The organism is Mycolicibacterium frederiksbergense (genome assembly GCF_012223425.1).
In the GTDB taxonomy this organism is placed as follows: domain Bacteria; phylum Actinomycetota; class Actinomycetes; order Mycobacteriales; family Mycobacteriaceae; genus Mycobacterium; species Mycobacterium frederiksbergense.
Window position 1 is genome coordinate 372,124 of the sequence record NZ_CP038799.1, and the last position, 26,599, is coordinate 398,722.

Consider the following 26,599-nt stretch of genomic DNA (forward strand, 5'->3'; position numbering starts at 1 on the left):
GCGCTTGCGCGAAGAACAGACGGCCCTGATGGACACGATCCTGCTCGATTTCGACCACGACACCCACGTCGCCACCATCACGCTGAACCGCCCCGACGCACTGAACTCGTTCAACCGCGCCATGTGCCACGAGATGCGCGACGCGTGGCACACCATCAAGGATGACGAAGCCATCCACGCGGTGGTGTTGCGCGCCGCCGGCGACCGGGCTTTCAGCGCAGGGCTGGACGTGAAATCCAGTTACGGACAGCCCAAGATCGTCTGGAACCACGAGGATCCGGGCGAGCTGCTCAGCCCGAAATGGCAGAAGATGTGGAAGCCGGTGGTCTGCGCGGTGCAGGGCATGTGCACCGCGGGTGCGCTCTACTTCGTCAACGAGTCCGACGTGGTGATCTGTTCGCAGGAGGCAACCTTCTTCGACTCCCATGTCAGTGCCGGGCTGGTGTCGGCGCTGGAGCCGATCGGACTGATGCGCCGTATCGGTCTGGGCGACACCCTGCGGATGGCGTTGATGGGTAACGACGAACGGGTGAGCGCCGAGACTGCGCTGCGGATCGGGCTGGTCACCGAGGTGGTGCCCCGAGAGGCGTTGTGGCGCCGGGCCGATGAGATCGCCACCAGCATCGCCGCGAAGCCGCCGACCGCGACCCAGGGCACCGTCAAAGCCATCTGGGAGTCACTGGACAAGCCATACCGGGCCGCGATGGACCACGGTCTGATCTACACCCGGCTGGGCAACCCGATCGCCAAGGACGAGCTCGCCGCACAACCGGCCCCCAAGACCGCGCCACGGATCCGTTGATGTCCCATCCGCTTTCGCAACGGATCGGCACCGTCCTGGACCTGGATCCGTCAGCACCGGCACTGCAGTACGACGGTCGGTGGTCCAGCTGGGGGCAGCTCGCACAGCTGGCGCGCCGCATCGGAGCGCTCACCGGTCCGGTTCGGGTCGGGATCATGCTGCGCAATCAGCCCGTCCATGTCGCCGCGCTGCTCGGCGTGCTGGAGGCCGGCGGCACCGTCGTGGTCATCAACCCGTCGCGCGGTGATGACCGCACCCGCGCCGATATCGCTGCGCTCGGGCTCCCGGTGATCATTGGCCTGGCCGACGATATCGCCAACCTGCTGACACTGCCGTTCACCGGCACGGTGATCACCATCTCCGATCTCGACACCGCCCCCACCGAGGCGCTGGGCACCACCGTCGACGACGCCCGACGCCCGGGGGTCGCGGTGTGGATGCTGACCAGCGGCACCACCGGCCCGCCCAAACGGGTCGACCTCACCTACGACATGCTCGCCCGCAGCGTGATGGGACGCCAGCCGTGGCAGGCGCCCGCCGAGCTGCGACGCGGGGTGGCGATCGTGAACTCCCCGCTGGTACACGTCGGCGGGGTGTTCCGGATCCTGCTGTGTATCAGCGAGGCCCGGCCGTTCGTGCTGCTGCCCAAGTTCGACCTGCAGCGCTGGGCCGACGCGGTGCGCGAGCATCAACCCCGCGCGGTGTCGCTGGTGCCGGCCGCGCTGCGGATGGTGTTGCACTCCGAACTCACCCGCGACGATCTGACCGGCGTACGCGCGGTCACCTCGGGCACCGCCCCGTTGTCCGCCGACGACGCCGACGCCTTCAGCGCCAAGTTCGGCATCCCGGTGCTGACCTCCTATGCGGCGACCGAATTCGGCGGGGGTGTGGCCGGCTGGACCTTGGCCGATCACCAGCAGCACTGGCAGTCCAAGCGCGGCAGCGTGGGGCGCGCCAATCCCGGCGCGCAACTGCGGGTGGTCGACGAGGCGGGTCACGTCCTCGGCCCGGACGAGGAAGGGCTGTTGGAGGTCATTCCCGCCCAGATGTCTTCTGCGGACTGGATCCGCACCACCGACCTCGCGCGCATCGACGCCGACGGATTCGTGTGGATCCTCGGCCGCGCCGACCAGGCCATCATCCGGGGCGGCTTCAAGGTGATGCCCGACGATGTGCGCACCGCGCTGGAGAGCCACCCCGCGGTGCGCGGCGCTGCGGTCATCGGCCGAGCCGATGAACGTCTCGGCGAAACCCCGGTCGCCATGGTCGAATTACACGGCCAGGCCACCGCGGACGAGCTGTCCGAATACCTGGCCACTCGGCTGGCTCGCTACGAAATCCCCACCGACATCGCCATCGTCGAGATGATTCCGCGCACCCCGTCCGGCAAGGCCGATCTCGGGGCGGTACGAGAGCATTTCAAGGCCGGCACACATTCCGTCGCTCCGCTCGCCCCCGATGTCTGATTCGCTGGTCGACCTGATCCGCCGCCGAGCGGACCATCCCCTGCTGATCTGCGACGACGAACGGCTCACCTACGCCGAGGCAGATATCCGGTCCGCAGACCTCGCGCGTGGCCTCGTTGCGCTGGGCGCCGGCAAGGGCACCCACGTCGGGCTGCTGTACCCCAACGGGGCCGACTTCGTGGTGGGGATGCTGGCGGCCGCCCGCATCGGTGCGGTGGTGATCCCGTTCTCCACCTTTCAGACCGCCGCAGAGCTGGAGAGCCAGCTCGTGGACAGCGATACCGAAATCCTCTTGGCAACAAGCTTTTTCCGTCGGCACGACTACCGGAGGCAGCTCGCCGAGATCGACGCGCCCTGCCTGCGCCACGTGCTGTTCGATCCACCTTCGGCGACCCAACCGGACCTGTCCGGACTGGAAGCCGATGTCGACGGCTCCGATGCGTTCGCGATCGTCTACACCTCGGGTTCGACCGGCCCGCCCAAGGGCGCCGTGCACACCCACGCCGGGCTGCTCGGGCACCAACGCAATCTCAACGAGATCCGCGGGCTCGGTGCGTCCGACATCTTGTTCTGCAATTCGCCGGTCTTCTGGATCGGCGGTTTCGCGTTCGGCCTGCTCGCCACCATCGTGGCCGGGTCCACGCTGGTCTGCTCGAATGCCGACGATGCGGGCGCAACGTTGGATCTGCTGGAGGCGGTGCGCCCCAATGTCACCAATGGCTTCGCCGCGGGTATCGCGCATCTGACCCGTCATCCCAGTTTCGTCGACCGCGACCTGTCGGCGCTGCGCCGAGGCAATCTGTACCCGATCATGGCGCCGGATGCCCGTCCGGCCGATCCCGAGTTGCGGCACAACATGCTGGGGATGACCGAGGCCGGCAGCGTGCTGTTGATCGACGGCGACGAGTCGGATCAGCCCGAGCGCCGGCGCGGCAGCTTCGGCCGTCCCGCTCCGGGGTTCGAGACCAAGGTGCTCGACACCGGCGAACTCTGCATCCGCGGGCCGTACGTCATGCAGGGCTACTACGGACGCAGCCGCGAGGACTGCTTCGACGCCGACGGCTGGTTTCACACCGGCGATCTGGTGCGCGTCGACGACGACGGCTACTTCTACTTTCTGACCCGGGCCGGCGCGATGATCAAGACCGGTGGCGCCAACGTCACTCCCGGCGAGGTGCAGAAGGGCCTTGCGGCGCAGGGATTCGTCGGCCACGTGCTGGGCCTACCCGACCCGCTGCGCGGCCAGACGGTGGCGGCGGTCATCGTCAGCGATGGTCCGGTCGACACCGAAGCGCTGCGCCGGGCATTGCGGGTCACGTTGTCGGCCTACAAGGTGCCCCGGCGGTTCGCGGTCTGCCCGCCCGCCGACCTTCCGATGCTGTCCAGCGGCAAGGTCGATCTGCCCGGGTTGGTGCGGTTGTTCGATGACTGACACCATCGATGACCTGATCCGCGCACGGGCCGATGAGAGCAAGCCGATGGTCATCGATCCCGGCACCCGGATCAGCTACGCCGAACTCGCTTCGAGCACAGCCTCGTTGGCCTCGGGTTTGCTCGACGCCGGGATCGGAAAGGGCACCCGGGTCGGGCTGATCATGCCCAACAGCGCCGACTGGGTGCGCATCGCGCTGGCCGTCACCAGGATCGGCGCCGTGCTGGTGCCGCTGAGCACACTTCTCACCGCACCCGAACTCACCGAGCAGCTGCGGACGGCATCGGTGCAGCACCTGATAGCCGTCGAGGAGTTCCGCGGGCGACGCTACGCACCGGGGCCGGTGGCATCCTTGCGCCGGACCTGGACGCCGGGCGAGGTGCTGACGTTGCGCGGCACCAGGCCGTTTCCGCCCGTGCGTCCGGCCGATCCGCTGATCATCATGTTCACCTCGGGCAGCAGTGGGCCACCGAAGGGTGTTCGGCACTCCCACGGCGGTGCGCTCGCCGCGGTGCGTTCCGGGCTGGCTGCACGCCTCATCACCGAGGACACCCGGCTGTATCTGCCGATGCCGTTCTTCTGGGTGGGCGGTTTCGGGGCCGGGATCCTGTCGGCGCTGCTGGCGGGCGCCACCCTGGTGACCGAGCCGATCCCACAGCCGGCATCCACGCTGGAGTTGCTTCGCCGCGAACGGGTCACGCTGTTTCGGGGCTGGCCCGAGCAGGCGGCCGCACTGGCTCGTTGCCTGTCGGAGCCGTTGCCCGATCTTGCGGTGGGCAGTCTGGATGCGTTGTTGCCGGCCGAGCGGCGCTCGGCACCGGGGGCGCGGGCGTCGCTGTTCGGGATGACGGAGTCGTTCGGGCCGTACAGCGGTTACCCCGCCGACACCGACATGCCCGAATCTGCCTGGGGCAGTTGCGGCAAGCCGTTCGCCGGGATGGATGTGCGGATCACCGATATCGAAACGGGTGAGCGGCTGCCCGCAGGCGAGGTCGGCCAGATCCAGATCCGTGGACCCCACGTGCTGCGCGGGATCTGCCGACGCAGCCGCGAGGAGGTGTTCACTCCGGACGGGTACTACCCCACCGGCGATCTCGGGCTTCTCGACGAGGATGGCTTCCTGTTCTACCGCGGCCGATCCGATGACATGTTCAAGGTCAGTGGGGCGACGGTGTACCCCAGCGAGGTGGAGCGTGCGCTGCGGGCGATCCCCGGAGTGCGAGCGGCGTTCGTGGTCGATCTCGCCGGCCGGGTCGCGGCTGCCGTGGTGACGAGCCTGACGGTCGACGAGTTGCGTGCCGCGGCCAGAGAACGACTGAGCGCCTTCAAGGTCCCGGTGGACTGGCTGGTTCTGGACAGCTCGGACGCGGTGCCGTTCGGGGCCACAGGAAAGGCCGACAAGAAACGGATCCGCGACATGATCGCAGGGAGTCAACAATGACGGCGTCCAACATCTTCGAACTGTTCGAGCTCATCGGGTACCGGGACGCGCCGGGCGCCGATGGCGAGGCCATCGTCGAGCTACCGGTGGCCGCCCATGTCGTCAACACCAACGGCGGGTTGCAGGGCGGACTACTCGCCACCCTGGTCGATACCGCCGCGGGCAAACTGGCGATGCGGCAGGCCCCGCCCGGCCACAGCGTGGTGACATCCGATCTGAGCCTGCGATATCTGCGCCCGATCACCTACGGCGCGGCCCGGGCGGTGGCACGGATCGTGCATTCCGGCAAGCGATCCATGGTGGTGCAGGTGGAGATCAGTTCGGTCCCCGACGATGACCTGGCGGTCATCGCGACCGTCAGCTTCGCCAAGATCCTGGCCCGAGGCTGAGTCAGACGATCGCGTCGGACCGCAATCCGGCGATCTGCGCGGCGTCGTAGCCGATCTCCCCGAGCACCTCATCGGTGTGCTCGCCGAGCAGTGGCGCGCGGTGCCGGATGCTGCCGGGTGTCGCCGACATCCGGAACGGGGTCTCGATGATCGGCACATCGCGGGAGGCGCCGGGAAAGGGCACCCGCTTCAGGTAACCCATGGCCTGGATGTGCGGATCGTCGAGCACTTCCTGAGTGGAATGCAGCGGCGCGGCGGGCATCTTCGCCTTCTCCAGGAGGTCGAGGACCTCGGCCTTCGTCTTGTCGGCACACCACTGCGACATGATGTCGTTGAGGACATCGCCGTTCTCCCAGCGGATGTCGTCGTCGGCGAAGCGCGGGTCGTCGAAGAGTTCCGCACGGCCCATGAGACGGCACCATCGTTTGAACATCGGCTGACCGGCCACCTGTAGGAGCACCCACTGGTCGTCCGCGGTGCGGTACAGGTCGCAGGGCGCGACCGACGCGCCCCTGTTGCCCATCCGCGGCTTGTCCGTCTGTAGCAGTTCACGCTCGATGAGGAAGGCGTTGGACAACATCAGCGCTGTCGGCAACAGGGCACCCTCGACGTGCTGGCCTTCCCCGGTGCGGTCCCGGTGGTACAGCGCCATCATGACACCGATCGTCAGGGTGAGCGCGGTGCCGAAGTCGGTGTAGGGCACCACGGTCCGGATGGGTTGGTCGGGCAGTCCCTGCCGGTACACCGCGCCCGACATGACCTGGCCGGCGCCATCGAAGCCGACCTTGTTGCTGTACGGGCCGCCTTCACCGTAGGCGGAGGCGCTGGCCAGGATGATGTCCGGCTTGACGGCGCGCAGCGTCTCGTAGTCCAGTCCGCTGGCCCGCATCCCGGCGGCCGGCATATTGGCGACGACGATATCGGCGCGTGCCACGAGCCGGCGGGTGATCTCCGCGCCCTCCGCGCTCGTGGAATCCAAGGTCAGCGAACGCTTGTTGCGGTTGCACTGCAGGAAGGTGCCGCCCTCACCTCCGTCGGCGACGGCCTGGACCCACCGGTCCTCGCCGCCCTCGCGTTTCTCCACGCGCAGGACGTCGGCACCCATATCAGCCAGGATTGCACTGCACCAGGGCGCGGCGATGAATCGGCCGTAGTCGAGTACCCGTATCCCGTCGAGGACGCCTGGCATGGTTGAACCCACCTTCGTCGAATATCCGACTGTAAGTATTACAGTATGGGATCTTCGTCATCCAGCCCCGGTCGCAGCTCTGGCGGGAGGAGCTCTTCGGGGTGGAAGTGGTGGTTGAGGGTGTCGCCGCCGGTGTTCATCAGTGGTGGTGGGTGCCAGTGCACGCGGCCGGTGACGGGGTCGATGGTGTTGGTCCAGCCCAGTTCGGCGAGCAGGTTGTCCGGTCCGCAGCCCAGCCCGAGGTCGGGTGCGTCGGTGAGTCCGCCGTTGTTCCAGCTGGGGTTGGCGTGGTGGGCCTGGCAGCGACATGCTGCTTGGGTGCAGCCGGGCCGGGTGCAGCCGCGGTCGCGGTGGTAGAGCAGCAGGCGTTGGGCCTTGGTGGCCAAGCGTTTCGAGCGGCCCATGTAGAGCGGTTCGGCGGTGTGGTGCCGGTAGACGATCAAATAGTGGTGGGCGTGTTCGGCCAGCCGGATCAGATCACGCATGGGCATCAGGGTGCCCGCTCCGGTGACCGCGATCCCGGCGGCGGCCTCCAACTCTTTGAGGGTGGTGGAGACGACCACGGAGACGGGCAGCCCGTTGTGCTGACCGAGGCGTTTGGAGGCCAGGGTGTCGCGTAGGACGGCCTTGATGGCGTCGTGGTTGCGTTGGGACTGGGTGCGCGGGTCGCGCAGAAATTCGTCGGGGTCCCACTTCACCGGCGGCTCGGCGGGCCCGGGAACCTCCGACTCGGTCTCGGGCTCAACCTCCGATTCGGGCTCTGCTGATCCGGGCTCTGCCTCTGTTTCACCCTCGACCTCGACCTCGAACTCGGATTCGAAGTCGAACTCGGGTTCGGGTTCGGTGTCGGGTTCGGCGGGATCGTCGTCGAGCGGGTTGGGCACCGGATTCTGTTGGGGCTGAACATCGTCGGGGTTGTTGATCCCGGGGCGCGCCCAGACCTCCAGGATGGTGCGCAGGTAGGCGGCGAACTCCGCATCCACCCAACCCGACACTTTGGCCATGCCGTCGACGTCCTGGGCGCTGATGCTCAGCCCGCGCCGGTGCGGTGCCAGGTCGGGGCCATCACCGTCGGGGTTGAGCAGAGCCAGCGCGTGATCGGCGGCCTTCTGCAACGTTTCGGGGGTATTGGTGGCGGCGATGTCGACCAGCGTGGCTTCCAGCTGCCCGCGCGCGGTGGCGTCCAGGCGAGCCGAGGCCTTGTTCAGCGTGGCACGGATGATCGCGATATGCCCGGTGGTGATGGCCCCGGCGGCCAGCGCGGCCGCGCACGCCACCAGCACCGGTTCCAGGACCTCACCGGTCATGGTGTGCCGGGGCCCGAGGTCGCGGGCCGCGGTGATGCGCCGCCCGGCTTCGGTGGCGCTGAGGCGGTCGCGGGTGGCCAGCACGTCGGTCCAGGTTTTCCCGCCGATCTCATGCGCGGTGGCCCGGTCCATCAGCGCGGCCAGGATCCGGTGATCAACCGCGGTATCGGCGCGGGCCTGCTGCTCCCGCTCGGACAACAGGCCCAGCAGCTCCGCGGTGTCGAACATCGTGAAGTCGGCGTCCAGCAGCGCCTTGACCGACGCGGCACGGTCGGAGCGCGCGTGTTGCACCGCTTCCCTGCCGCCGGCCACGTCACTGTTCATGACTCGAACATACGTGCGACCACCGACAAAACGGCCCAGAAAAGTGACCGGTGTGATCAATGGGTCCAAAGAAACTTCTGAGACTGGCCTGTCGCTCGAAAGTCGCTGAAAGCCGGGCATTTTCGCACCCGGAAACGTCTCAGTTCAGGTGGAGCACCCGCTGCAGAAACACCAGCTGATCCTCGACGGTCTTGTCGAACCACTCGTTGCCCGGCCAGACATCGAAGTGGTCACAGGCATACCGATGCACCTGCGCCCTGGCCAATTCCGCGGTCTTGGCCACCGCGCCGGCGGGAACGAACCGGTCGAAGTCGCCGATCTGCACCAATGCGGGGCACGAAATCCGACGGACCGCAGCCTTGACGTTCATCCGCCCCAACTCCATGCCCACCGAGGAATCGATCTGGTTACGCCAGGTCGGCCCAGCCATCCCCAGATAGCTCTCGTAGGCCCCGGACAGCGTGAGCGCGCCGGGCTCGCCCGGCCTGCCGACGATCGGCATCAGCGTCGCCGCACCGCCCCGGGCCACCGACAGCTTGCTGCGCACCCCGGTCGCGGTCCACCGCAACGCGGTCAGCACATCACGCTCACCGATCGCGGCGCGGCCGGCAGCCAACCCGCTGGTCAGCGGGGTCAACGCAATCACCGCGGCGATGTCATCCCGGTCACCGGCCACCTGCAAGACATGCCCACCCGACATGGACGCACCCCACAGCGCGATCCTGTCCTGATCGACACCCGGCAGGTCCGCCACCGCCGCGATCGCGCTGTGGAAGTCGGCCAGCTGGCGTTCCAGCGAGATCGTCTGGCGCGGATGACCTTCGGAGGATCCGAACCCGCGATAGTCGAACGCGAACACGTCGATACCCGCCGCGGCGAACCGCTCCGCAAACGGTTCCAGCCCGGAATCCTTGGTACCGCCGAATCCGTGCGCCATCACCACCACCGGCCGCGAATGCTCGCCGGACGCACGGAAATGCCAGGCACTGCAACGTGTTCCGTGTGACGTGAAGGACAGCTCCCGATAGCTCATCGATTCTCTCCATAGATCGAGCTCAACCACACCGCGGCCGCCCCTTCGGTCAGCTGCGCACGCGTCAGCGACCCGCCCAGGATGAACCGCTCCAGCATCCGGTCGTTGAACTCCAGCAGCACCGCCGCGAGAACCGCTGGTTCGGGCTCGTCGCCGGGCCGCTCTGCCCGGATCAACTCGGCCACCGACGGCACGAACGCATCGCGCGCGTGATCCCAGATCTGCCTGACGGTGGCGCTGGAACCGCGGGCTTCCAGCATCGCGCCGAAGACATGGCGGTACCGGTCGCTGCTGTCGAAGAGCCCGTTCAACATGGTGTCCACCCGTTCGCGCGGCGCGCCGCCGCCGGTGGTGAATTCCTCGTTCACGACAAAGATCTCGGTGACCAGACGCTCCATGAGGGCCGCGACGGCGGCGGCCTTGTTCTCGAAGTAGAAATAGAACGCCGAGCGCGTGACACCGGCCTGTGCGGTGATCTCGGCGACGTTGATGGCATCCAGGCTGGATTCCTGCAGCCATCCGTCCAGTGCATCGAGGATGGCTTCGCGCCGTTCGTCGCTGCGCAGCGACGGCCGGCGATCCGTCGGCGACCTCACGCGGGTACCGACACGGGGCGCGACGCCGCACGCTTGATCCCGGCCGGGATCTCCTTGGTGCGGATATCGTGCTCGTAGTAGAAGTAGTCCACCTGCTGGGTGTGTCGGGCCCGGTTGGTGCAGTGCCCGGCGTGCAGTTGCTGATCGGCGTCGATCACCCGCTCCATCTCATCGGCCGCCGGCAGCGCGTACCTCCCGGCGGCGTAGGCCGCCAGCAGCCGCGACTGGCATTCCACGAACGGGAACAGCGTCGGAATGGCCTGCGCGAAACCGATGAAGACCAGATCCTCGAAGCCCGGCTTGAACATCCGCTTGTACAAGCGGATGTTGTTCTCGGGCGCGCTGATCAGATCGGGATCGAAGAACGGGAAGGTGATGTTGTATCCGGTGGCGTAGATGATGACATCGAACACGTCCGATGTCCCGTCGTCGAAGTGCACGGTGTCCCCGTCCAGCAGCGTGACATTCGGCTTCGGGATCACGTCGCCGGAACCCAGCCGCAGCGGTAGTTCGACCGATTGGGTCGGGTGTGCCTCGAACAGTTTGTGATTGGCCGGAGGTAGGCCGTACTTGGTGGGATCCGCGCCCACCAGGGGGGCGAATGCCTGCGCGGCCTTGCGCTGCCAGGACAGTGGCAGGTACGGCGTCGTCTTGAAGATCTTGTCCCCGGGTTGCCCGGCAAGGTATTTCGGGACGATCCAGGCACTCGACCGCGTCGACAGCGTCACCTTGTTCTGCATTGCCTTCGACGAGAGTTCGACGGTGATATCGGCGGCGCTGTTTCCGATGCCGATGACGAGAATGCGCTTGCCGGTCAGCGCCAGCGGGGTCTGCGGATCGATGTAGTGGTGCGAATGGATCGATTCACCGGTGAAGGTGCCGGGAAACTCGGCCCACCGCGCGTCCCAGTGATGTCCGTTGCCGACGACGAGCAGATCGAACTCCCGCTCGGTGCCGGACTGGTCCTCGATCAGCCAGCCACCACCGTCGCGCCGGCGGGCGTGGCGTACCGCGTTGTTGAACTCGATGTTCTCCAACAGGCCGAAAGCCTCGGCATAGGAGTCCAGGTAGTCCTTGATATCGCTGTGGTGCGGGAACGAGGGAAAGTGGCGGGGCACCGGAAAGTCCTTGAAAGACAACCGATGCTTGGAGGTGTCGATGTGCAGTGACCGGTAGGCGCTGCTCAACCCGTTGGGGTTGCCGAACGCCCAGTTGCCGCCGATGCGGTCGGAGATCTCGAAGGTCGTGTACGGAACGCGATAGTCCTTGAGCATCTTGCCGGCGGTCAACCCGCTGATACCTGCACCGATGACCGCTGTACGCGGCAGGGTTCGCATCACCATCACTCCTCGTGTCACTGTGATGGGCGACACTACCGAGGGTTCTGACGCGCGTCAATAACTACTGACGTACGTCAAATCGGGCGGATAACCCCCAGCTTGGTGAGGTGCTCGCACAGCGGCGCAACCCCGATGGTGAAGTGTTCGGCCATCGCCGCGCGGGCCGCATCGGCGTCGCCACGCTCGAAGGCCGCGATCACCCGGCGGTGATCCCTGATCGACTGAGCGGGCCACCCATCGAGGGTCGGGAACACCGATTCCGGCTGGTAGCGGGTGATACCCGACATGAACTGGGTGAGCTTGGGTGAGTCGGCCGCCACGTTGATCAGCCGGTGATACTCGTGATTGAGCCGCACCGTGCGGTCCGAATCAGGCTGCTCGTAGGCCCGCTCCAGCTGGTCCTGGATCGTCTTCAGCTCGGAAAGTTGTTCGGCGCTGATGTTCTCGGCGGCTCTGGCCGCCAGCTCTCCCCCGACGTAGGCCTGCACATTGGCGACATCGGCAAGGTCGCGCGCGGTGAATTCGAGCACCATGAAGCCGCGGCGCGGATGCTGCACCAGCAGACCCTCGGCCCGCAGGTTCAGCAGTGCCTCGCGCACCGGGGTGACGCTGATGCCGAGGTCGACGGCCAGCTGGTCCAGCCGTAGATACTCCCCCGCCGGGTAGGTGCCGTCGAAGATCCGGCGACGGACCACGCGGGCGACATCATCGGAGAGTTGCGGCCGGACCGCGAACTCGGCGTCAGACCCGGTACTCATCCAGCAGATTCTTGCTGATGATGGTCTTCTGGATCTCGCTGGTGCCCTCGCCGATCAACAGGAAAGGGGCGTCGCGCATCAACCGTTCGATCTCGTACTCCTTGGAGTAGCCGTAGCCACCGTGGATCCGGAAGCTCTGCTGCGTGACCTCCGCGCAGTACTCGCTGGCCAGGTACTTGGCCATCCCGGACGCGACGTCGTTGCGATCGCCGGAGTCCTTGAGCCGTGCCGCGTGCACCATCATCAGATGCGCAGCCTCGACCTTGGTGGCCATCTCGGCGAGCTGGAACGCGATCGCCTGGTGTCCGGCGATCGGCTTGCCGAACGTCTCCCGTTGCTGCGCATAGCGAATCGCCAGCTCGAACGCCCGCAGTGCGACGCCACACGCGCGCGCCGACACGTTGACCCGGCCGACCTCGACACCGTCCATCATCTGGAAGAAGCCCTTGCCCGGAAGTTCGCCGAGCACGTCCCCGGCACCGGCGCGGTAGCCGTCGAAGATCAGTTCGGTGGTGTCGATGCCCTTGTAGCCCAGCTTGTCGAGCTTGCCCGGAATGGTCAGCCCCGGCAGCACCTCACCGAATCCGGCCGGCTTCTCGATCAGGAACGCGGTCAGGTTGCGGTGTGGTTTATCCGCTCCCTCATCGGTTTTCACCAGCGCGGCCACCAAGGTCGAACTGCCCCCGTTGGTCAGCCACATCTTCTGCCCGGTGATCACATAGGCTGCGTCCGCTCCGGAGCCCTCGCGCACACCCCGGGTACGGATCGCCGCGACATCGGAGCCCAACTCGGGCTCCGACATCGAGAACGCGCCGCGCACCTCGCCGGTCGCCATCCGCGGCAGATAGTGCTGCTTCTGTGCGTCGGTACCGTGCTGACGAATCATGTAGGCGACGATGAAATGCGTGTTGATGACCCCGGATACGCTCATCCAGCCGCGGGCCAGTTCCTCCACGCACAGCGCGTAGGTCAGCAGTGATTCACCCAGGCCGCCGTACTCCTCGGGGATCATCAGACCGAACAGGCCCATCTCGCGCATCTGGTCGACGATGTGCTGCGGGTAGGTGTCGGAGTGCTCCAGCTCCTGCGCGTTCGGGATGATCTCCCTGTCCACGAACTGGCGCACGGTGGCCACGATTTCGGTCTGCACGTCGGTGAGGCCGGGAGTGTGTGCCAATCTAGTCATGGGCGATCCCGCTCCGCTTCTCGCTGGTCATAGCTAAGTCCGTTCGAATACGGCGGCCAGGCCCTGGCCGCCACCGATGCACATGGTTTCCAGCCCGTAGCGGGCGCCGCGAAGTTCGAGTTCCCGCGCGAGGGTGGCGAGCATCCGGCCGCCGGTCGCGCCGACAGGATGCCCGAGTGAGATGCCGGATCCGCGGACGTTGGTGCGGTCGAAATCGGCGTCGGTGAACTGCCATTCGCGGGTGCAGGCCAACGCCTGGGCGGCGAATGCCTCGTTCAGTTCGATGAGGTCGATATCCGAAAGCGACAACCCCGCTTTGGCCAATGCTCGTTCGGTCGCCGGCACCGGTCCGATGCCCATGATGTTGGGCGCCACCCCGGCCACGCCCCAGGACACCAGCCGGACAAGGGGTTTGAGGCCGAGCTCGGCGGCACGTTCGGGTGTGGTGACGATGCACATGGATGCTGCGTCGTTCTGCCCACTGGAGTTGCCCGCGGTCACGGTGGCCTCGGGGTCGCTCTTGCCCAGCACCGGGCGCAGCTTGCTCAGCGCTTCGACCGTGGTGTCCGCGCGCGGGTGTTCGTCGGTATCGATCACCTCGGAGCCTTTTCGGGATGTCACCGTCACCGGGATGATCTCCTCGGCGAGTACGCCGCTGCGCTGGGCGGCGACGGCCTTCTGGTGCGAGCGCACCGCGAGTTCGTCCTGTTCGGTCCGCGAGATGGCGTACTGGCGGCGCAGATTCTCGGCGGTCTCCAGCATCCCGCCGGGCACCGGATAATGCTTGCCGCCGGCCGTGGTGCGGCCACGGGCGAGCCCGTCGTGCACCGTCACTCCACCGCGCGACCCGCCCCACCGCATATCGGTGGAATGAAAGGCCACGTTGCTCATCGATTCGGCGCCGCCGGCGATGACCAGGTCGTTGTTACCGCTCGCCACCTGCATACAGGCCTGGATGACGGCCTGCAGGCCGGATCCGCAACGCCGGTCGAGCTGCATGCCGGGCACGGTGATCGGCAGACCGGCGTCCAATGCGACGACCCGTCCGATCGCCGGGGCCTCACTGGAGGGATAGCAGTGCCCCAGGATCACATCCTGGACGGCATCGGCGGGAATTCCGGTGCGTTGCAACAGACCCTGCAGCGCCGCAACGCCCAGGTCGACGGCGGTCAGGGATTGGAACATCCCGCCGTAGCGGCCGATCGGGGTACGGACCGGCTCGCAGATCACAGCATCCGACATGTCAGATGTGCCGCCCGCCGGTCACTTCGAGCACCGTGCCGGTCATATACGAGGACAGATCCGAGGCCAGGAACAGGGCCACGGAGGCGACCTCGCTGGGCTCCCCGGCGCGGGCCATCGGGATTTCAGCCAGCTTCTGGTCCCAGATCCGCTGCGGCATGGCCTCGGTCATCGCCGAGCGGATGAGGCCGGGTTGGATGGCATTGACCCGGACACCCAGGTGGGCGATCTCCTTGGCGGCAGCCTTGGTGAGTCCGACGATGCCGGCCTTGGCCGCGGAGTAGTTGGTCTGCCCGATCAGTCCGACCTTGCCCGAGATCGACGAGATGTTGACGATGGCACCGCTTTTCGCCTCACGCATGATGTTCGCGGCCAGCCGGGTGCCGTTCCACGAACCCTTGAGGTGCACCGAGACAACCTGGTCGAACTGCTCCTCGGTCATCTTGCGCATGGTCGCGTCACGGGTGATGCCCGCATTGTTGACCATGACGTCAAGGCTGCCGAAGGTGTCCACGGCGGCGCCGACGAGCGCTTGCACCTGGCCCGCATCGGTGACATCGCAGCTGACCGCCTTGGCCACGGCGGAACCGCCGAGCGCGGTGACGGCGGCGTCGGTGGCCGCCGGATTCAGGTCACCGAGCACCACCCGGGCGCCCTCGGCGACGAACCTCTCGGCGATCGCGAACCCGATTCCCTGCGCACCGCCGGTGATCACCGCGGTCCGACCGTCGAGCAGACCCATGGGAGCCCATCCCTTCCTGAAGCCAGAACTGGTCCATACATAAAATATGATATTTCTTGTATCAAACCACCCCTTGAGGTGATCGCACCAATTCAGGAGAGCCCGCCGATGGCCGACAACGCCGCCGCGCCCAGCGCGGATCCCACGAAAGCCGCCGTATCGGAGGCAGACTTCGCCGATATCCTCGCCGCCACCCGCCAGTTCATCCGCAACCAGGTGGTCCCTCGCGAGCTGGAGATCATGTCGGCCGACCGGGTGCCCGATGACATCCGCGAGCAGACCAAGAACATGGGACTGTTCGGGTACGCCATTCCGCAGGAGTGGGGCGGGCTCGGACTGAACCTGGCTCAGGACGTCGAGTTGGCCATGGAATTCGGGTACACCAGCCTGGCCCTGCGCTCGATGTTCGGCACCAACAACGGCATCGCCGGCCAGGTGCTGGTGGGCTTCGGCACCGATGAGCAGAAGTCGCGCTGGCTGGAGGGCATCGCCTCCGGCGAGGTGGTGGCGTCCTTCGCGCTGACCGAACCGGGAGCGGGATCCAACCCGGCCGGCCTGCGGACCAAGGCCGTCAGAGACGGTGACGACTGGGTGATCAACGGGCGCAAGCAGTACATCACCAACGCGCCGAACGCCGGCCTGTTCATCGTCTTTGCCCGCACCCGCCCCGCCGACGCCGACGGACCAGGTATCGCGGTGTTCCTGGTGCCCGCCGATACGCCGGGCATCCAGATCGGGGCCAAAGACGCCAAGATGGGCCAGGAGGGCGCCTGGACCGCGGATGTCAGCTTCGATGATGTGCGGGTCGGCCGGGACAGCCTGGTCGGCGGGAGCGAGGACATCGGCTATCGCGCGGCCATGACATCGCTGGCACGCGGCCGCGTACACATCGCGGCGTTGGCGGTCGGCAGCGCGCAGCGCGCCCTCGACGAATCGGTGGCCTACGCCGCGACCGCCACCCAGGGCGGCACCCCGATCGGCAGTTTCCAACTGGTACAGGCGATGCTCGCCGACCAGCAGACCGGCGTGATGGCCGGCCGTGCGCTGGTCCGTGAGGCCGCACGGCTGTGGGTGACCGGCGAGGACCGGCGCATCGCTCCGTCATCGGCAAAACTGTTCTGCACCGAAATGGCGGGCAATGTCGCCGACCTCGCCGTCCAGATCCACGGTGGCAGCGGCTACATGCGCGACGTGCCGGTCGAACGCATCTACCGCGAAGTGCGTTTGCTGCGCCTCTACGAGGGCACCAGCGAGATCCAGCGCCTCATCATCGGGGGCGGCCTGGTCAAGGCCGCCCAGCGGCGCGCCTCGAATCAGGCGATATAGCGCACGATCGACTCTGCCACCGCTGCAGGCTTTTCCGAGCCTTCGATCTCGACGGTGATGGTGACCGTCGACTGGGCGGCGCCTTCGAGCGCCGTCACATCGGTGACCACGGCGCGGGCCCGCACCTTGGCCCCCACTTTCACCGGCGTGATGAAGCGGACCTTGTTGTACCCATAGTTGACCGCCAGCGAGATGCCCTCCACCCGGTAGAGGTGATGGCTGAAATACGGCAGCAGTGACAGGGTCAGCAGACCGTGGGCGATGGTGCCGCCGAAGGGGCCGTCGGCGGCACGTTCGGGATCGACGTGGATCCACTGGCGATCTTCTGTTGCTTCGGCAAATTTGTTCACCCGGTCCTGGCCGATCTCCAGCCACTCCGTCGGACCCAACTCGGCCCCTTTGGCCCCCACCAGTTCATCGAGATTTTTGAAAACCTGCACCGCTCCTCCTTCGGTCACCATGTCGATTTTTCCCATCCATACATAGCGCGTCATCGACGGGCGTCGGGCACCGGGTCGCCGATCACCGGATCGACATGACCATGAAAAGGTAGCGAATGGCAGACACGGTGCCTTCGACATGATCGATTGAGAAAACTCTTTCGTCGCTGATTGGTATTTGCCATCACTTACGCCAGCGACAATTTTTATGAAGTTAGCCACTATTAACTTGTTTGCCGCGAAATTGCTAGAAACCCGCATATGCGAAGTTGGCAACGAGTTGTCAGGAACGGCAATAAATTGCCGCTGGTATATCCCCTGGATATGGCGATACTTAACTGCACTATTTGAAATTACCTCAGGAACGTACCCGCTCGGGGCAACGTTCCGGCAACTGATCGGTGGGCCTGGGAATGAGCGTGTCTGTCGCCGAAACCGCGTTTCGAGGACTCCCCGATAATGCGTCGGCGCAGTGGTGGGACAGGGACACCGACTGCACACTCGTGGTGTCCACACCCTGCGCCGAGCCCGAGCTCTGGGACGATTTCATCGAGGGCGCCATGCGCAGTTACGGCAAACATGGGGTGCAGCGCGCGATCGACCCGACCGCACTGGCCGACCCCGCCACCACGTCGCTGTTCCTCGCCGCGATCGACGACGCCGGCCGGGTGGTCGGCGGAGTTCGGGCCCAAGGCCCGTACGGTGGCGCCGACGAGAGCCATGCGGTGGTCGAATGGGCCGGACAGCCCGCACTCCCGCAGGTGCGCAAGATGATCGACGATCGCATGCCTTTCGGTGTCGTCGAGATCAAGACCGCTTGGACCGACGACGGGTTTGCGCGCAGCCGTGAGCTCACGCCCGTTCTGGCCCGTATGCCCCTGCACGCCACCCTCGTCCTCGGCGCCAAGTTCGCCATGGCCACCGCGGCGGCGCACGTACTCGATCGTTGGCAATCATCGGGCGGCGTGGTCGCCACCCGCATCCCGGCCACACCCTATCCCGACGAGCGCTACGCGACCAAGATGATGTGGTGGGATCAAGCCGAATTCACCAGAACGGCTGACCCGCAACAAATTATCGCCATCCGGGCTGAAGCGCGCATGTTGCTGCCGCTGCTCGATGACGTCGTCGCGCCGGCCGGGATCGCCGAGGCCGGGGTGTGATCATCCGACCGGCGGGCACGCTGCCGTTCGGATCGTTCGATCAGATCGCGAAACGTCGGACTCATGGGATGGCACGAATCATCGGCGACGTCTGGAATACACTTTTCGCAGGCTGTCCGGACGCCCGCCGGCGCCCGTGCGTCGCCACGCGGCACCGTCAGGTGTCTCCACACAGAGAGGTCTAGGTGCCCCGCAGCCTCGAACTCGTCGTCACCGCGGTCGCCACTCGCCTGATCGCTGTGGACGCCGCCACTGCGACCGGCGTCAGCCAGCAGGTGCTGGCCGAACTGGTCACATACTTCGATGTCGATTTCAGTTTCCTGCGGCACCACGACCACGGCATCCACGCGACTCGACTCATCGCCGAGTGGCCTCCCCGCAACCAGGAGGTTCGGCCCGACCCGCTTGCGCTGGTCTACTTCGCCGATGCCGAACCGGTTTTCGCGCTGGCCGAACATCTCAAGGAGCCCGTGGTCTTCCGGCCCGACGCAGCGACGACGACGGCCTGTGTGCCGCTGCTGTCCGGTGATGTCACGACCGGGGTGATCGGCTTCGCCAAGACCGGCGATCGGGAGTGGACCGCCGAGGAACTCAATGCGCTGGCGGCCATCGCGTCACTGTTCGCTCAGGTGCAAGCCCGGGTGTACGCCGAAGAGCGACTGCGGTTCCTGGCCGAGCACGATGACCTCACCGGGCTGCACAACCGCCGAGCGCTGATGGCCCATCTGGATGACCGGCTCGAGCCGGGACGACCCGGCCCGGTCACCGCGCTGTTCTTCGACCTGGACCGGCTCAAGGCCATCAACGACTACCTCGGCCACTCGGCGGGAGACCGTTTCATCAGGGTGCTCGCCGAACGGCTCGCGCTGGCCTCGGGACCCAGCATGATCGCCCGCCTCGGCGGCGATGAATTCGTGGTGGTCCCCGCCTCCCCCACCGACGGCGCCGCGGCCGAGGAACTCGCCCACCGGTTACAGGCCGTGCTGTCCAGGCGGGTTCCCATCGACGGCGAGATGGTGACCCGCACGGTCAGCATCGGTGTCGCGCTGGGCATACCCGGGCAGGACACCACCTCGGATCTGCTCCGGCACGCCGACCAGGCCGTGCTCACGGCGAAAGGTACCGGCGGCAACCAGGTGACCGTCTACTCCAACGCGATATCGCTGGAGAGCGAGTTCCGCAACGACATCGAGCTACACCTGCAGAGCGTGATCGAGACCGGGTCGCTGTTTCTGCGCTACCTGCCCGAGGTCGATATGCGCACCGGCAAGATCCTGGCGACCGAGGCGCTGGTCCGTTGGCAGCATCCCACCCGCGGCCTGCTCGCCCCGGACTCGTTCATCGGCGTCGCCGAATCCATCAATCTCGCAGGCGAGCTGGGCCGCTGGGTGATGCGCACGGCGTGCGCGGACTTCGCCGGCTGGCGGGCCAACGGCTTCGGGCTGGACGCCGTGCTGCGGGTCAACGTGTCACCGGTGCAGCTCGTCGCGGACGGGTTCGCCGAATCGGTGGCCGCGATCGTCAGCGAGTTCGGGCTCCCCCGGGGTTCGGTATGCCTGGAAATCACCGAAAGCATTGTGGTGCAGGACATCGACGTCACCCGGATCACGCTGGCCAAGCTGCATGAGGTCGGCGTGCAGGTCGCCATCGATGACTTCGGCACCGGTTACAGCGTGCTGTCGTTGCTGAAGTCGCTCCCGGTGGACGCACTCAAGATCGACAAGAGCTTCGTGCGCGATCTGGGCGCCGACCCGGGCGATCTGGCCATCGTGCGGGCGATCATCGCGCTGGCCGAGGCCTTCGGTCTGCAGTTGGTGGCCGAGGGCGTGGAGACCGAAACCGCAGCGATCACGCTGTTGCGGCACGGCTGTCACCGCGCCCAGGGGTTCCTGCTGTCACGCCCGATCGCCAGCGACCAGATGGAAGCGCTGCTGCGCCGAGGCCGGGTGTCGGTCGATTTCTCGGCCGGGCTGCCTTAGCCGGAAGTCGACTCGGCTGGCGCCGGCACATCGACCGTACCGAGCACCTCGACTCTTCCGAACCGGCTGGCCGTCAACCCGACCAGCGCGATGCGACTGTCGCCATCGAGGATTCGGGTGTCCGGCGGGACCGGCCGTTGCGACGTCACCGCGATTCCGACGCGGGCCCGCACCGCCCAGGGCCCATCGGCAGAGTCGACCACCACACCCACGATCCGGCCCTCCTCGAACACGATGCGCTGCAGCGGATGGTCGCCGAGCACCTCGATATCCCGCTCGGCCACCAGTGCGTCCAGTCGCTCGGTGAAGGTCGCCGCGGTTGGCGGCGACTCGTCGAGCGCGGCCACCTGGAACGACGTTCCGTCCGTCGCCCGCATGGTGGTGGTGGGCCAGTGGTCCACCCGGGTGAAGAGCACGCCGTACGGCGACGCGATACAGCCCGCGGCCCAGGCGCCGAGCCGTGCCCCGACGAAGGTCTCGACATGCGCACGACGGGAGGTGTCGACCTGGACCTCGTGCAGGGCGCGGATCTGCAGCGCGGCGGGATTCCCTGGCAGCGCCGCCGTCGGGAGCTCCTCGGCGAGCGCATCGAAGAACGCCATGGTCTCGTCGTCGGCGACGACGGGCAGCCAACCCCGGGGGTCGTCGGTGTGCGGCGCCGTGGCCGCACCCGGCAGCGCGACGAACACGTCGAGCCCGGCATCCACTGCGGCGACCGCACATGCCAGCCCTGCGGGCCCGGCGCCCACCGACACCACGTCGACAATCTCGTCCCACATACTCCGTTATCAACCTTTTGATAGCTGTGTGATCATTGCGGCACGCCGCAAGTCTTCTAGGGCAAACGACGCCCGCACCGTAGATAGCCCCTTCACATGGTGCGATACGCGCCGAAGGCGGCATGTAGCACGATGCACGCAGTCCACGCAGCAACTCGTTCACGTTTGCTGGCGCGGACCGGGCAACATCCCACCCTATCACCCACAAATGCGCCTCGACCTGCGACGACGGCGGGGCGACGCAAGCCTGACCCACCCTAGGTCAGGCGCCGCACCGCCGGTCGCCGTCCGGGGATTTCACAACCGGCCACCCACCTGCTACTTATATATCTAAGTTAGACAGCAGACGGAGAGGGTTGGACACTCATGGACCTGAGCTGGTCGGACGCGGACACGGCGTTCCGCGACGAGGTACGACAGTTCCTCGCGGACAAGATGACGCCGGAGATCCAGCGGGCCGGACGCCTGATGACCAGCGTGTACAGCGACCATGAGGCGAGCCTGGCCTGGCAGGCGATCCTGCACGAACGGGGCTGGGCCGCGCCGGCATGGCCGGTCGAGTACGGGGGCTGCGACTGGACCCTGACCCAGCACTACATCTTCAGCCGGGAGTGCCAGCTGGCTGGGGCGCCCACCCTGTCCCCGATGGGTATCCGGATGGTCGCGCACGCGATCGTCAAGTTCGGCACGGCGGAACAGAAGGATTTCTACCTCCCCCGCATCCTCACCGGCGAGGTCTTCTTCTGCCAGGGCTACTCCGAGCCCGAAGCCGGATCCGACCTGGCCGCGCTGACCATGGCCGCCGTCGACGACGGGGACGATCTGGTGTGCACCGGCAGCAAGATCTGGACCACCCATGCCACCGAGGCCAACTGGATGTTCGCCCTGGTGCGCACCACTCGCACCGGCAAGAAACAGCAGGGCATCACCTTCGTGCTGATCGACATGACCACCCCGGGATCGAGATCCGGCCCTGGTGATGACCTCCGGGGAGGAGGTCCAGAGCCAGGTGTTCTTCGACGAGGTGCGCGTCCCCAAGACCAATGTGATCGGGGCCATCGACGACGGATGGACGGTGGCCAAGTATCTGCTGGAGTTCGAGCGTGGCGGCGGCGCGACCGCCCCGGCCCTGCAGGTGATGGCCGAGAACATCGCCACCGTGGCCGCCGAGCAGCCCGGTCCCGCCGGCGACATGCTGATCGACGACCCCGCGTTCTCCCGGAAACTGGCCGATGCCCGAATCCGCACCGAGGTGCTGGAGATCCTGGAGTACCGGGTACTGGCGGCGCTGGCCGGCGGCGGACATCCCGGCGCGGCCTCGTCGATGCTGAAGGTGATTTCCACCGAGCTGAGCCAGACACTCACCGAACTCGCCATGGAAGCGGCCGGACCGCGCGGGCGCGCCTACCAGCCGCACGCCGCATGTCCCGGCGGGCCGATCGCCGATTTCGTGCCGCCGGCCGACGGGTACGTCGCCGGCGAGCCGTGGCAGGCCGTCGCACCGCTGCGCTACTTCAACGACCGCGCCGGCTCGATCTACGCCGGCAGCAACGAGATTCAACGCAACATCCTCGCCAAAGCAGAGTTGGGACTGTAAATGGACTTCACACTTTCCGACGAGCAGCAACTGCTGCGTGAGGGACTCGGCAAGTTCCTGTCCACCCGCTACGGCCTGGAATCCAGCCGGGCGGCGGCCAAACTGGGCCCGGGCTGGCAGCCCGAGATCTGGCGCGCCTTCGCCGAGGACCTCGGTATCCTGGGCGCCGCGCTGCCCGAGCGGGTCGGCGGAATCGGCGGGGGCCCAACCGAAATCATGGTGATCGCCGAGGCACTGGGCCACGCGCTGGTCATCGAGCCCTACGTCGACACCGTCGTGGTTGCCGGCGGGCTGCTGCAGCGGGCCCAGAGTCCGGCCGCCGACGCCCTGCTGGAGAAGATCGCGGCAGGCGAGGCCATCGTCGCGCTCGCGGCGACCGAGGCGCAGTCCGGTGACCGCTGGCAGGACGTCGCCACCGCGGCGCGCGCCGACGGCGCGGCCTGGGTGCTCGACGGCACCAAGATCGCGGTGCTCAACGCACCGCTGGCCACGCACCTGTTGGTCACCGCAACCACCCCGGCGGGACTGTCGTTGTTCCTGATCGACCTGGCCGACGCCCCCGAGGGACTGACGCTGCACGCCTACCGCACCGTCGATGACCGGCGTGCCGCCGATGTGGAGCTGTCCGGCGTCCGCGCCGTCCTGCTCGGCGCCGACGGTGCGGCCTGGGAATCGGTGTCGCGGGCCCGCGATGAGGGGGCCGCCGCAGTGGCCGCCGAGGCCGTCGGGAACATGCGAAAGGTGTTGGCCGACACCGTGGAATACTGCAAGCAACGCCAGCAGTTCGGCACGCCGATCGGCGCCTTCCAGGCGTTGCAGCACCGCATGGTGGACATGCACATGGAGCTCGAGCAGTCGGTGGCCGCCGTCTACCTGGCCGTGCTGAACCTCGAAGCCGATCCGCCACAGCGCGCCCGCGCGGTATCTGCCGCCAAAGCCACCATCGGACGGGCCGCACGATTCATCGGCCAGAACGCCGTGCAACTACACGGCGGCATGGGCATGACCGAGGAATTGGCCATCGGGCACTATTTCAAGCGCCTGACCGCCGTCCAGTACGAATTCGGAACCACCGACCACCATGTCGCGCGGTACGCGCAGCTGACCCGGCCGTAACCGTCATTCGGTGCGCGACCGGTACTCCCAGCTCGCGCCCGCGGTCAGGGTGCCCGGTTCGAGTTCGGTGCGGCCCGCGTCGCGGATGTGCACGGTCTGGTCCAGAATCTCGTCGGGCTTTCCCCCGATGACGATCACCGGATGGTCGTATTCGATGCCGTAGAGCTTCAGTGCCGCGTGCACCGCGTGCGCGGCGGCCTTGCCGCGGGACATCTTGGCGTTCGAATTGACCCTGATGACGAGCCGTCGTTCCGCGCCCGCCGTCTCGTCGCTGCCGCTGACATCCATGGCCCAGAGTGTAGGGACGACCGTCACCCAACCGCCGCAGGCTCTGCCACAACCTGTGACACACCCGCGGTACGCTGAAATTCCTATGGGGATCTCGGCGCTGTCGGTGGCCGCCTACCTACTGGTGGGCGGATTCTGCGGTGCCTGGTTCTGGCGGGTCATCCGGTCCACCGGCCACCGCGCCAACATCGCCCTGATCATCGTCAGCGCCGTCTTCGGCCTACTCTGGCCCGTCATGATGCCCGGCGTCACGGTCTACCGGTGGATGCTGCCGCGTCCCATCGAATTCCGCGAGGACGCCACCGCGCCCGCCTCACGCTAGGGTGCACCCAAAGCAGCGGTGCGCATCTCGGGTATCCCGATGAACTTCACCCGCGGGCGCGACAACGAGGTGCCGCGCTCCCGTTCGGCGGCGTCGATCGCCCGCCAACCCGACCAGTCGATGGCCCGTACTCCCCTGTCCTCCAAGAGATTCCGCAGCTCGTCCGGCTCGGCGACAGGACGGCGCAGCACACCGTCGAGGTGGTCACGCCACAATTCGGCGACGGTCTCCTCCGCGCAGGTCCGGTTGGTGCCGATCACCCCGCGCGGCCCACGTTTGATCCAGCCCGTCACATAGCTGCCGGGCGCCCCGTCGACGCGGCCCCCGACATTGGGCACGACGCCGGTCGCCTCGTCGAACGGCAGGCCGTCGACGGGAGCACCCCGGTACCCGATGGAGCGCAGCACCAGGCCGGTGGAAAGTTCACCGTCGCTCACCCGCAGCGCATGCACCTTCTCGTCGCCGACGACCTCCACCGGGCTGCTCATGAAACGGAACACGATCCGCTTGTTCCCCGGAGTGGCCGGCCGCTGCGCGTACTCGCGGGCGATCTCCAGTTTCAGGGTGGCCCACAGGTCGGTGTCATCGACCGGGTCCTCCAGCGGTCCGTCGATGATCACGTCGACACCGTCGAGGTGGCCCAGCGCCAGGAACTCGCCCACCGAGAAGGCCGCGTCGGCGACACCTCGGCGGCCCAGGATCACCACCTCACGAATTCTGTTGTCACGCAGCGCATCCAGTGCGTGCTCGGCGATATCGGTCACGCCGAGCGCCTGCTGATCCATCAGCAACACCCGGGCGACATCGAGGGCCACGTTGCCGTTGCCGACGATCACCGCTCGCTCGGTGCCCAGATCGAACGTGCGGTTCCCGTGATCGGGATGCCCGTTGTACCAGCCGACGAAGTCCGCGGCCGGATGACTGCCCCGCAGATCCTCTCCCGGGACGCCGAGTTCGCGGCTGGTCGCCGCGCCGACCGCGTAGATCACCGCATGATGGTGTGTGAGCAGGTCCTCGTGAGTGAGGTCACGGCCGATCTCGACACCGAGGTGGCAGCCGAAGCGCGGGTTGGCGAAGACGCGCTCGAAGATGCCGACCACCGCTTTGGTGTGCTGGTGATCGGGGGCGACGCCGGCGCGGATCAGCCCGAACGGGGTGGGCAGCCGCTCGAACAGGTTCACCTGGACCCCGTCGATCGCGATCAGTTCCGCCGCGGCATAGCAAGCCGCCGGACCAGCACCCACCACGGCGACCCGCAGATCCCCGGGCGTGACCCCCTGGCGGGAGGCGGGTGGCGCGGAGGTGTCCGGTTCCAGCGGATGGCGCTCGAAGTAGGCGGCGTTGATGTCCTTGAAACGCTCCTGCCCGGCCGGCAGGTCCTCCTCGTAGTGGATCGCGCCGACGGGGCACTCGTCGAAGCAGGCTCCGCAGTCGATGCAGGATTCCGGGTCGATGTAGAGCATGTCCGCCGCGGACGCGCCCACCGGCCGGATGCAGTCGACCGGGCACACCGGCACGCAGCTGGCGTCCTTGCAGCAGTTCTGCGTGATCACATAGGCCATGACATCCCCCTCGGCTCGGCATCGGAACTCTTCCCAGAATACTGGACACTTGTCCGATTAGCCTAGGCGAGTGGGGGCGTTGTTCCACCTTCTCGCACCGCGGCCGGGGCCTTGCTGGCAGATAAGTGCTTGTAAATGGCGCCTTTGGAGCTGATGTTGCCAATCTTCGGCTACCGCTATACCTTGGACACATGTCCAGCCCAGTGGTGGCTGAAGTCACCTATCTGCAGGATCCGGCGTACCGCCGCAAGCACACCCACCGACAGGTGTTCGGCGCGGCCGCGGCGATCCTCGACGCTCGTGCCGAATTGTCGATCGCCGAACTGGCCGCCAGGGCCCGGGTCACCCCGTCCACCGTGTCCGCGCACTTTCCGTCCATCGACGCGATGTTCGCCGAGCTGTACCTCAATCGGGTGTACGGGCTGCCGCTGACCATCGATCCCCGTGCCGGTGCGGGTGCCCGGGTCAGCGCCCAGTTGCGGGCCGTGACGCTGGTGCTCGCCGACGAACCCCTGCTGGCCTCGGCCTGCGCGCGGGCACTGCTGCGCGACGGCGACGACGCGGTGGCCGGGGTGCGCGCCCGGGTCGCCGCCGAAGTGCACCGCCGGACCGCCGCCGCCCTCGGGATGGGCGCCTGGCCGGAAGTGCTGGACGCCGTGGAGACCCTGTTCTGGGGTGCCTTGCTGCAAGTGCAGACCAACGGGATGAGCTACCACGCGATGGCCGACAGGCTGGACACCATGCTCTCGCTGATCCTGCCCGACACCGACTGAACCCCGC

General features: G+C 67.0%; 24 protein-coding genes and 1 pseudogene. 12 read left to right on the forward strand and 13 right to left on the reverse strand.

Annotation, left to right across the window (positions count from 1 at the left end; all coding sequences use genetic code 11):
- Nucleotides 1-28 precede the first annotated feature (28 nt).
- From EXE63_RS04865 to EXE63_RS04885, 5 genes are read left to right on the forward strand one after another with little or no spacing between them, the layout of a single operon-like run.
- On the forward strand, nucleotides 29-802 hold the full coding sequence (locus EXE63_RS04865) for an enoyl-CoA hydratase/isomerase family protein (protein WP_168141038.1): 774 nt from the start codon (nucleotides 29-31) through the stop codon (nucleotides 800-802).
- Nucleotides 802-2,268 carry a class I adenylate-forming enzyme family protein gene (locus EXE63_RS04870; RefSeq protein ID WP_168141039.1) on the forward strand — a complete coding sequence of 489 codons (1,467 nt, stop codon included), beginning with the start codon at nucleotides 802-804 and terminating at the stop codon, nucleotides 2,266-2,268. The genes EXE63_RS04865 and EXE63_RS04870 overlap by 1 nt, the downstream gene beginning before the upstream one ends.
- Nucleotides 2,261-3,700 carry a class I adenylate-forming enzyme family protein gene (locus tag EXE63_RS04875; RefSeq protein ID WP_168141040.1) on the forward strand — a complete coding sequence of 480 codons (1,440 nt, stop codon included), beginning with the start codon at nucleotides 2,261-2,263 and terminating at the stop codon, nucleotides 3,698-3,700. The genes EXE63_RS04870 and EXE63_RS04875 overlap by 8 nt, the downstream gene beginning before the upstream one ends.
- Entirely contained in the window at nucleotides 3,693-5,141 is a 1,449-nt protein-coding gene (locus EXE63_RS04880; RefSeq protein ID WP_168141041.1) for a class I adenylate-forming enzyme family protein, read from the forward strand. Before EXE63_RS04875 ends, EXE63_RS04880 begins: the two co-directional genes overlap by 8 nt.
- The gene (locus tag EXE63_RS04885) at nucleotides 5,138-5,530 is read left to right on the forward strand and encodes a PaaI family thioesterase (RefSeq protein WP_168141042.1); all 393 of its coding nucleotides are present in this window, start codon (nucleotides 5,138-5,140) and stop codon (nucleotides 5,528-5,530) included. Before EXE63_RS04880 ends, EXE63_RS04885 begins: the two co-directional genes overlap by 4 nt.
- 1 nt (nucleotide 5,531) lies before the next feature.
- On the opposite strand, the gene EXE63_RS04890 is transcribed toward EXE63_RS04885, so the two are convergent.
- The 9 genes from EXE63_RS04890 to fabG all read right to left on the reverse strand — a co-directional run bounded on the left by EXE63_RS04890 (nucleotide 5,532) and on the right by fabG (nucleotide 15,247).
- Nucleotides 5,532-6,719, reverse strand: a complete 1,188-nt coding sequence (locus EXE63_RS04890) for a CaiB/BaiF CoA transferase family protein (RefSeq protein WP_168141043.1) — start codon at nucleotides 6,717-6,719, stop codon at nucleotides 5,532-5,534.
- Between the two features lie 38 nt (nucleotides 6,720-6,757).
- On the reverse strand, nucleotides 6,758-8,350 hold the full coding sequence (locus tag EXE63_RS04895; protein ID WP_168141044.1) for a DUF222 domain-containing protein: 1,593 nt from the start codon (nucleotides 8,348-8,350) through the stop codon (nucleotides 6,758-6,760).
- Between the two features lie 139 nt (nucleotides 8,351-8,489).
- Nucleotides 8,490-9,383, reverse strand: a complete 894-nt coding sequence (locus EXE63_RS04900; RefSeq protein ID WP_168141045.1) for an alpha/beta hydrolase — start codon at nucleotides 9,381-9,383, stop codon at nucleotides 8,490-8,492.
- On the reverse strand, nucleotides 9,380-9,979 hold the full coding sequence (locus tag EXE63_RS04905) for a TetR/AcrR family transcriptional regulator (protein ID WP_168141046.1): 600 nt from the start codon (nucleotides 9,977-9,979) through the stop codon (nucleotides 9,380-9,382). The genes EXE63_RS04900 and EXE63_RS04905 overlap by 4 nt, the downstream gene beginning before the upstream one ends.
- Nucleotides 9,976-11,319 carry a flavin-containing monooxygenase gene (locus EXE63_RS04910; RefSeq protein ID WP_168145406.1) on the reverse strand — a complete coding sequence of 448 codons (1,344 nt, stop codon included), beginning with the start codon at nucleotides 11,317-11,319 and terminating at the stop codon, nucleotides 9,976-9,978. Before EXE63_RS04910 ends, EXE63_RS04905 begins: the two co-directional genes overlap by 4 nt.
- 74 nt (nucleotides 11,320-11,393) lie before the next feature.
- Complete coding sequence (locus EXE63_RS04915; protein WP_168141047.1) at nucleotides 11,394-12,077, reverse strand: GntR family transcriptional regulator; 684 nt, start codon at nucleotides 12,075-12,077, stop codon at nucleotides 11,394-11,396.
- A complete protein-coding gene (locus tag EXE63_RS04920) occupies nucleotides 12,061-13,263 on the reverse strand; it encodes an acyl-CoA dehydrogenase family protein (RefSeq protein WP_168141048.1) in 1,203 nt (400 codons plus the stop codon). Before EXE63_RS04920 ends, EXE63_RS04915 begins: the two co-directional genes overlap by 17 nt.
- A gap of 33 nt (nucleotides 13,264-13,296) precedes the next feature.
- A complete protein-coding gene (locus tag EXE63_RS04925) occupies nucleotides 13,297-14,505 on the reverse strand; it encodes an acetyl-CoA C-acetyltransferase (RefSeq protein WP_168141049.1) in 1,209 nt (402 codons plus the stop codon).
- Nucleotide 14,506: 1 nt separating this feature from the next.
- Nucleotides 14,507-15,247: a 3-oxoacyl-ACP reductase FabG gene (gene fabG, locus EXE63_RS04930; RefSeq protein ID WP_168141050.1), complete on the reverse strand. Its 741-nt coding sequence runs from the start codon at nucleotides 15,245-15,247 to the stop codon at nucleotides 14,507-14,509.
- A gap of 108 nt (nucleotides 15,248-15,355) precedes the next feature.
- Here fabG and EXE63_RS04935 point away from each other — a divergent pair, with 108 nt between their 5' ends.
- On the forward strand, nucleotides 15,356-16,573 hold the full coding sequence (locus EXE63_RS04935) for an acyl-CoA dehydrogenase family protein (RefSeq protein WP_168141051.1): 1,218 nt from the start codon (nucleotides 15,356-15,358) through the stop codon (nucleotides 16,571-16,573).
- Here the strand turns inward: EXE63_RS04935 and EXE63_RS04940 are convergent.
- Entirely contained in the window at nucleotides 16,561-17,013 is a 453-nt protein-coding gene (locus tag EXE63_RS04940; RefSeq protein ID WP_168145407.1) for a MaoC family dehydratase, read from the reverse strand. The two genes, EXE63_RS04935 and EXE63_RS04940, sit on opposite strands and share 13 nt — an antisense overlap.
- A gap of 413 nt (nucleotides 17,014-17,426) precedes the next feature.
- On the opposite strand from EXE63_RS04940, the gene EXE63_RS04945 reads away from it, so the two are divergent.
- Together EXE63_RS04945 and EXE63_RS04950 are read left to right on the forward strand one after the other, a co-directional pair.
- Nucleotides 17,427-18,176, forward strand: a complete 750-nt coding sequence (locus tag EXE63_RS04945; RefSeq protein ID WP_168141052.1) for a hypothetical protein — start codon at nucleotides 17,427-17,429, stop codon at nucleotides 18,174-18,176.
- Nucleotides 18,177-18,361: 185 nt separating this feature from the next.
- A complete protein-coding gene (locus EXE63_RS04950) occupies nucleotides 18,362-20,155 on the forward strand; it encodes a putative bifunctional diguanylate cyclase/phosphodiesterase (RefSeq protein ID WP_168141053.1) in 1,794 nt (597 codons plus the stop codon).
- Here the strand turns inward: EXE63_RS04950 and EXE63_RS04955 are convergent.
- Complete coding sequence (locus EXE63_RS04955) at nucleotides 20,152-20,934, reverse strand: FAD-binding protein (RefSeq protein ID WP_168141054.1); 783 nt, start codon at nucleotides 20,932-20,934, stop codon at nucleotides 20,152-20,154. The two genes, EXE63_RS04950 and EXE63_RS04955, sit on opposite strands and share 4 nt — an antisense overlap.
- Nucleotides 20,935-21,300: 366 nt before the next feature.
- On the opposite strand from EXE63_RS04955, the pseudogene EXE63_RS04960 reads away from it, so the two are divergent.
- Together EXE63_RS04960 and EXE63_RS04965 are read left to right on the forward strand one after the other, a co-directional pair.
- Nucleotides 21,301-22,531, forward strand: a pseudogene (locus EXE63_RS04960) (acyl-CoA dehydrogenase family protein).
- Complete coding sequence (locus tag EXE63_RS04965; RefSeq protein WP_168141055.1) at nucleotides 22,532-23,647, forward strand: acyl-CoA dehydrogenase family protein; 1,116 nt, start codon at nucleotides 22,532-22,534, stop codon at nucleotides 23,645-23,647.
- A 3-nt stretch (nucleotides 23,648-23,650) separates the two neighbouring features.
- Here EXE63_RS04965 and EXE63_RS04970 read toward each other — a convergent pair whose 3' ends face one another.
- Nucleotides 23,651-23,935: a hypothetical protein gene (locus EXE63_RS04970; protein WP_168141056.1), complete on the reverse strand. Its 285-nt coding sequence runs from the start codon at nucleotides 23,933-23,935 to the stop codon at nucleotides 23,651-23,653.
- Nucleotides 23,936-24,020: 85 nt separating this feature from the next.
- On the opposite strand from EXE63_RS04970, the gene EXE63_RS04975 reads away from it, so the two are divergent.
- Nucleotides 24,021-24,257, forward strand: coding sequence for a hypothetical protein (locus EXE63_RS04975; RefSeq protein ID WP_168141057.1), 237 nt, complete (start codon nucleotides 24,021-24,023; stop codon nucleotides 24,255-24,257).
- Here the strand turns inward: EXE63_RS04975 and EXE63_RS04980 are convergent.
- Complete coding sequence (locus EXE63_RS04980) at nucleotides 24,254-25,819, reverse strand: FAD-dependent oxidoreductase (protein WP_168141058.1); 1,566 nt, start codon at nucleotides 25,817-25,819, stop codon at nucleotides 24,254-24,256. The genes EXE63_RS04975 and EXE63_RS04980 overlap by 4 nt on opposite strands.
- Before the next feature lie 191 nt (nucleotides 25,820-26,010).
- Here EXE63_RS04980 and EXE63_RS04985 point away from each other — a divergent pair, with 191 nt between their 5' ends.
- The gene (locus EXE63_RS04985) at nucleotides 26,011-26,592 is read left to right on the forward strand and encodes a TetR/AcrR family transcriptional regulator (protein ID WP_168141059.1); all 582 of its coding nucleotides are present in this window, start codon (nucleotides 26,011-26,013) and stop codon (nucleotides 26,590-26,592) included.
- Nucleotides 26,593-26,599: the final 7 nt, after the last annotated feature.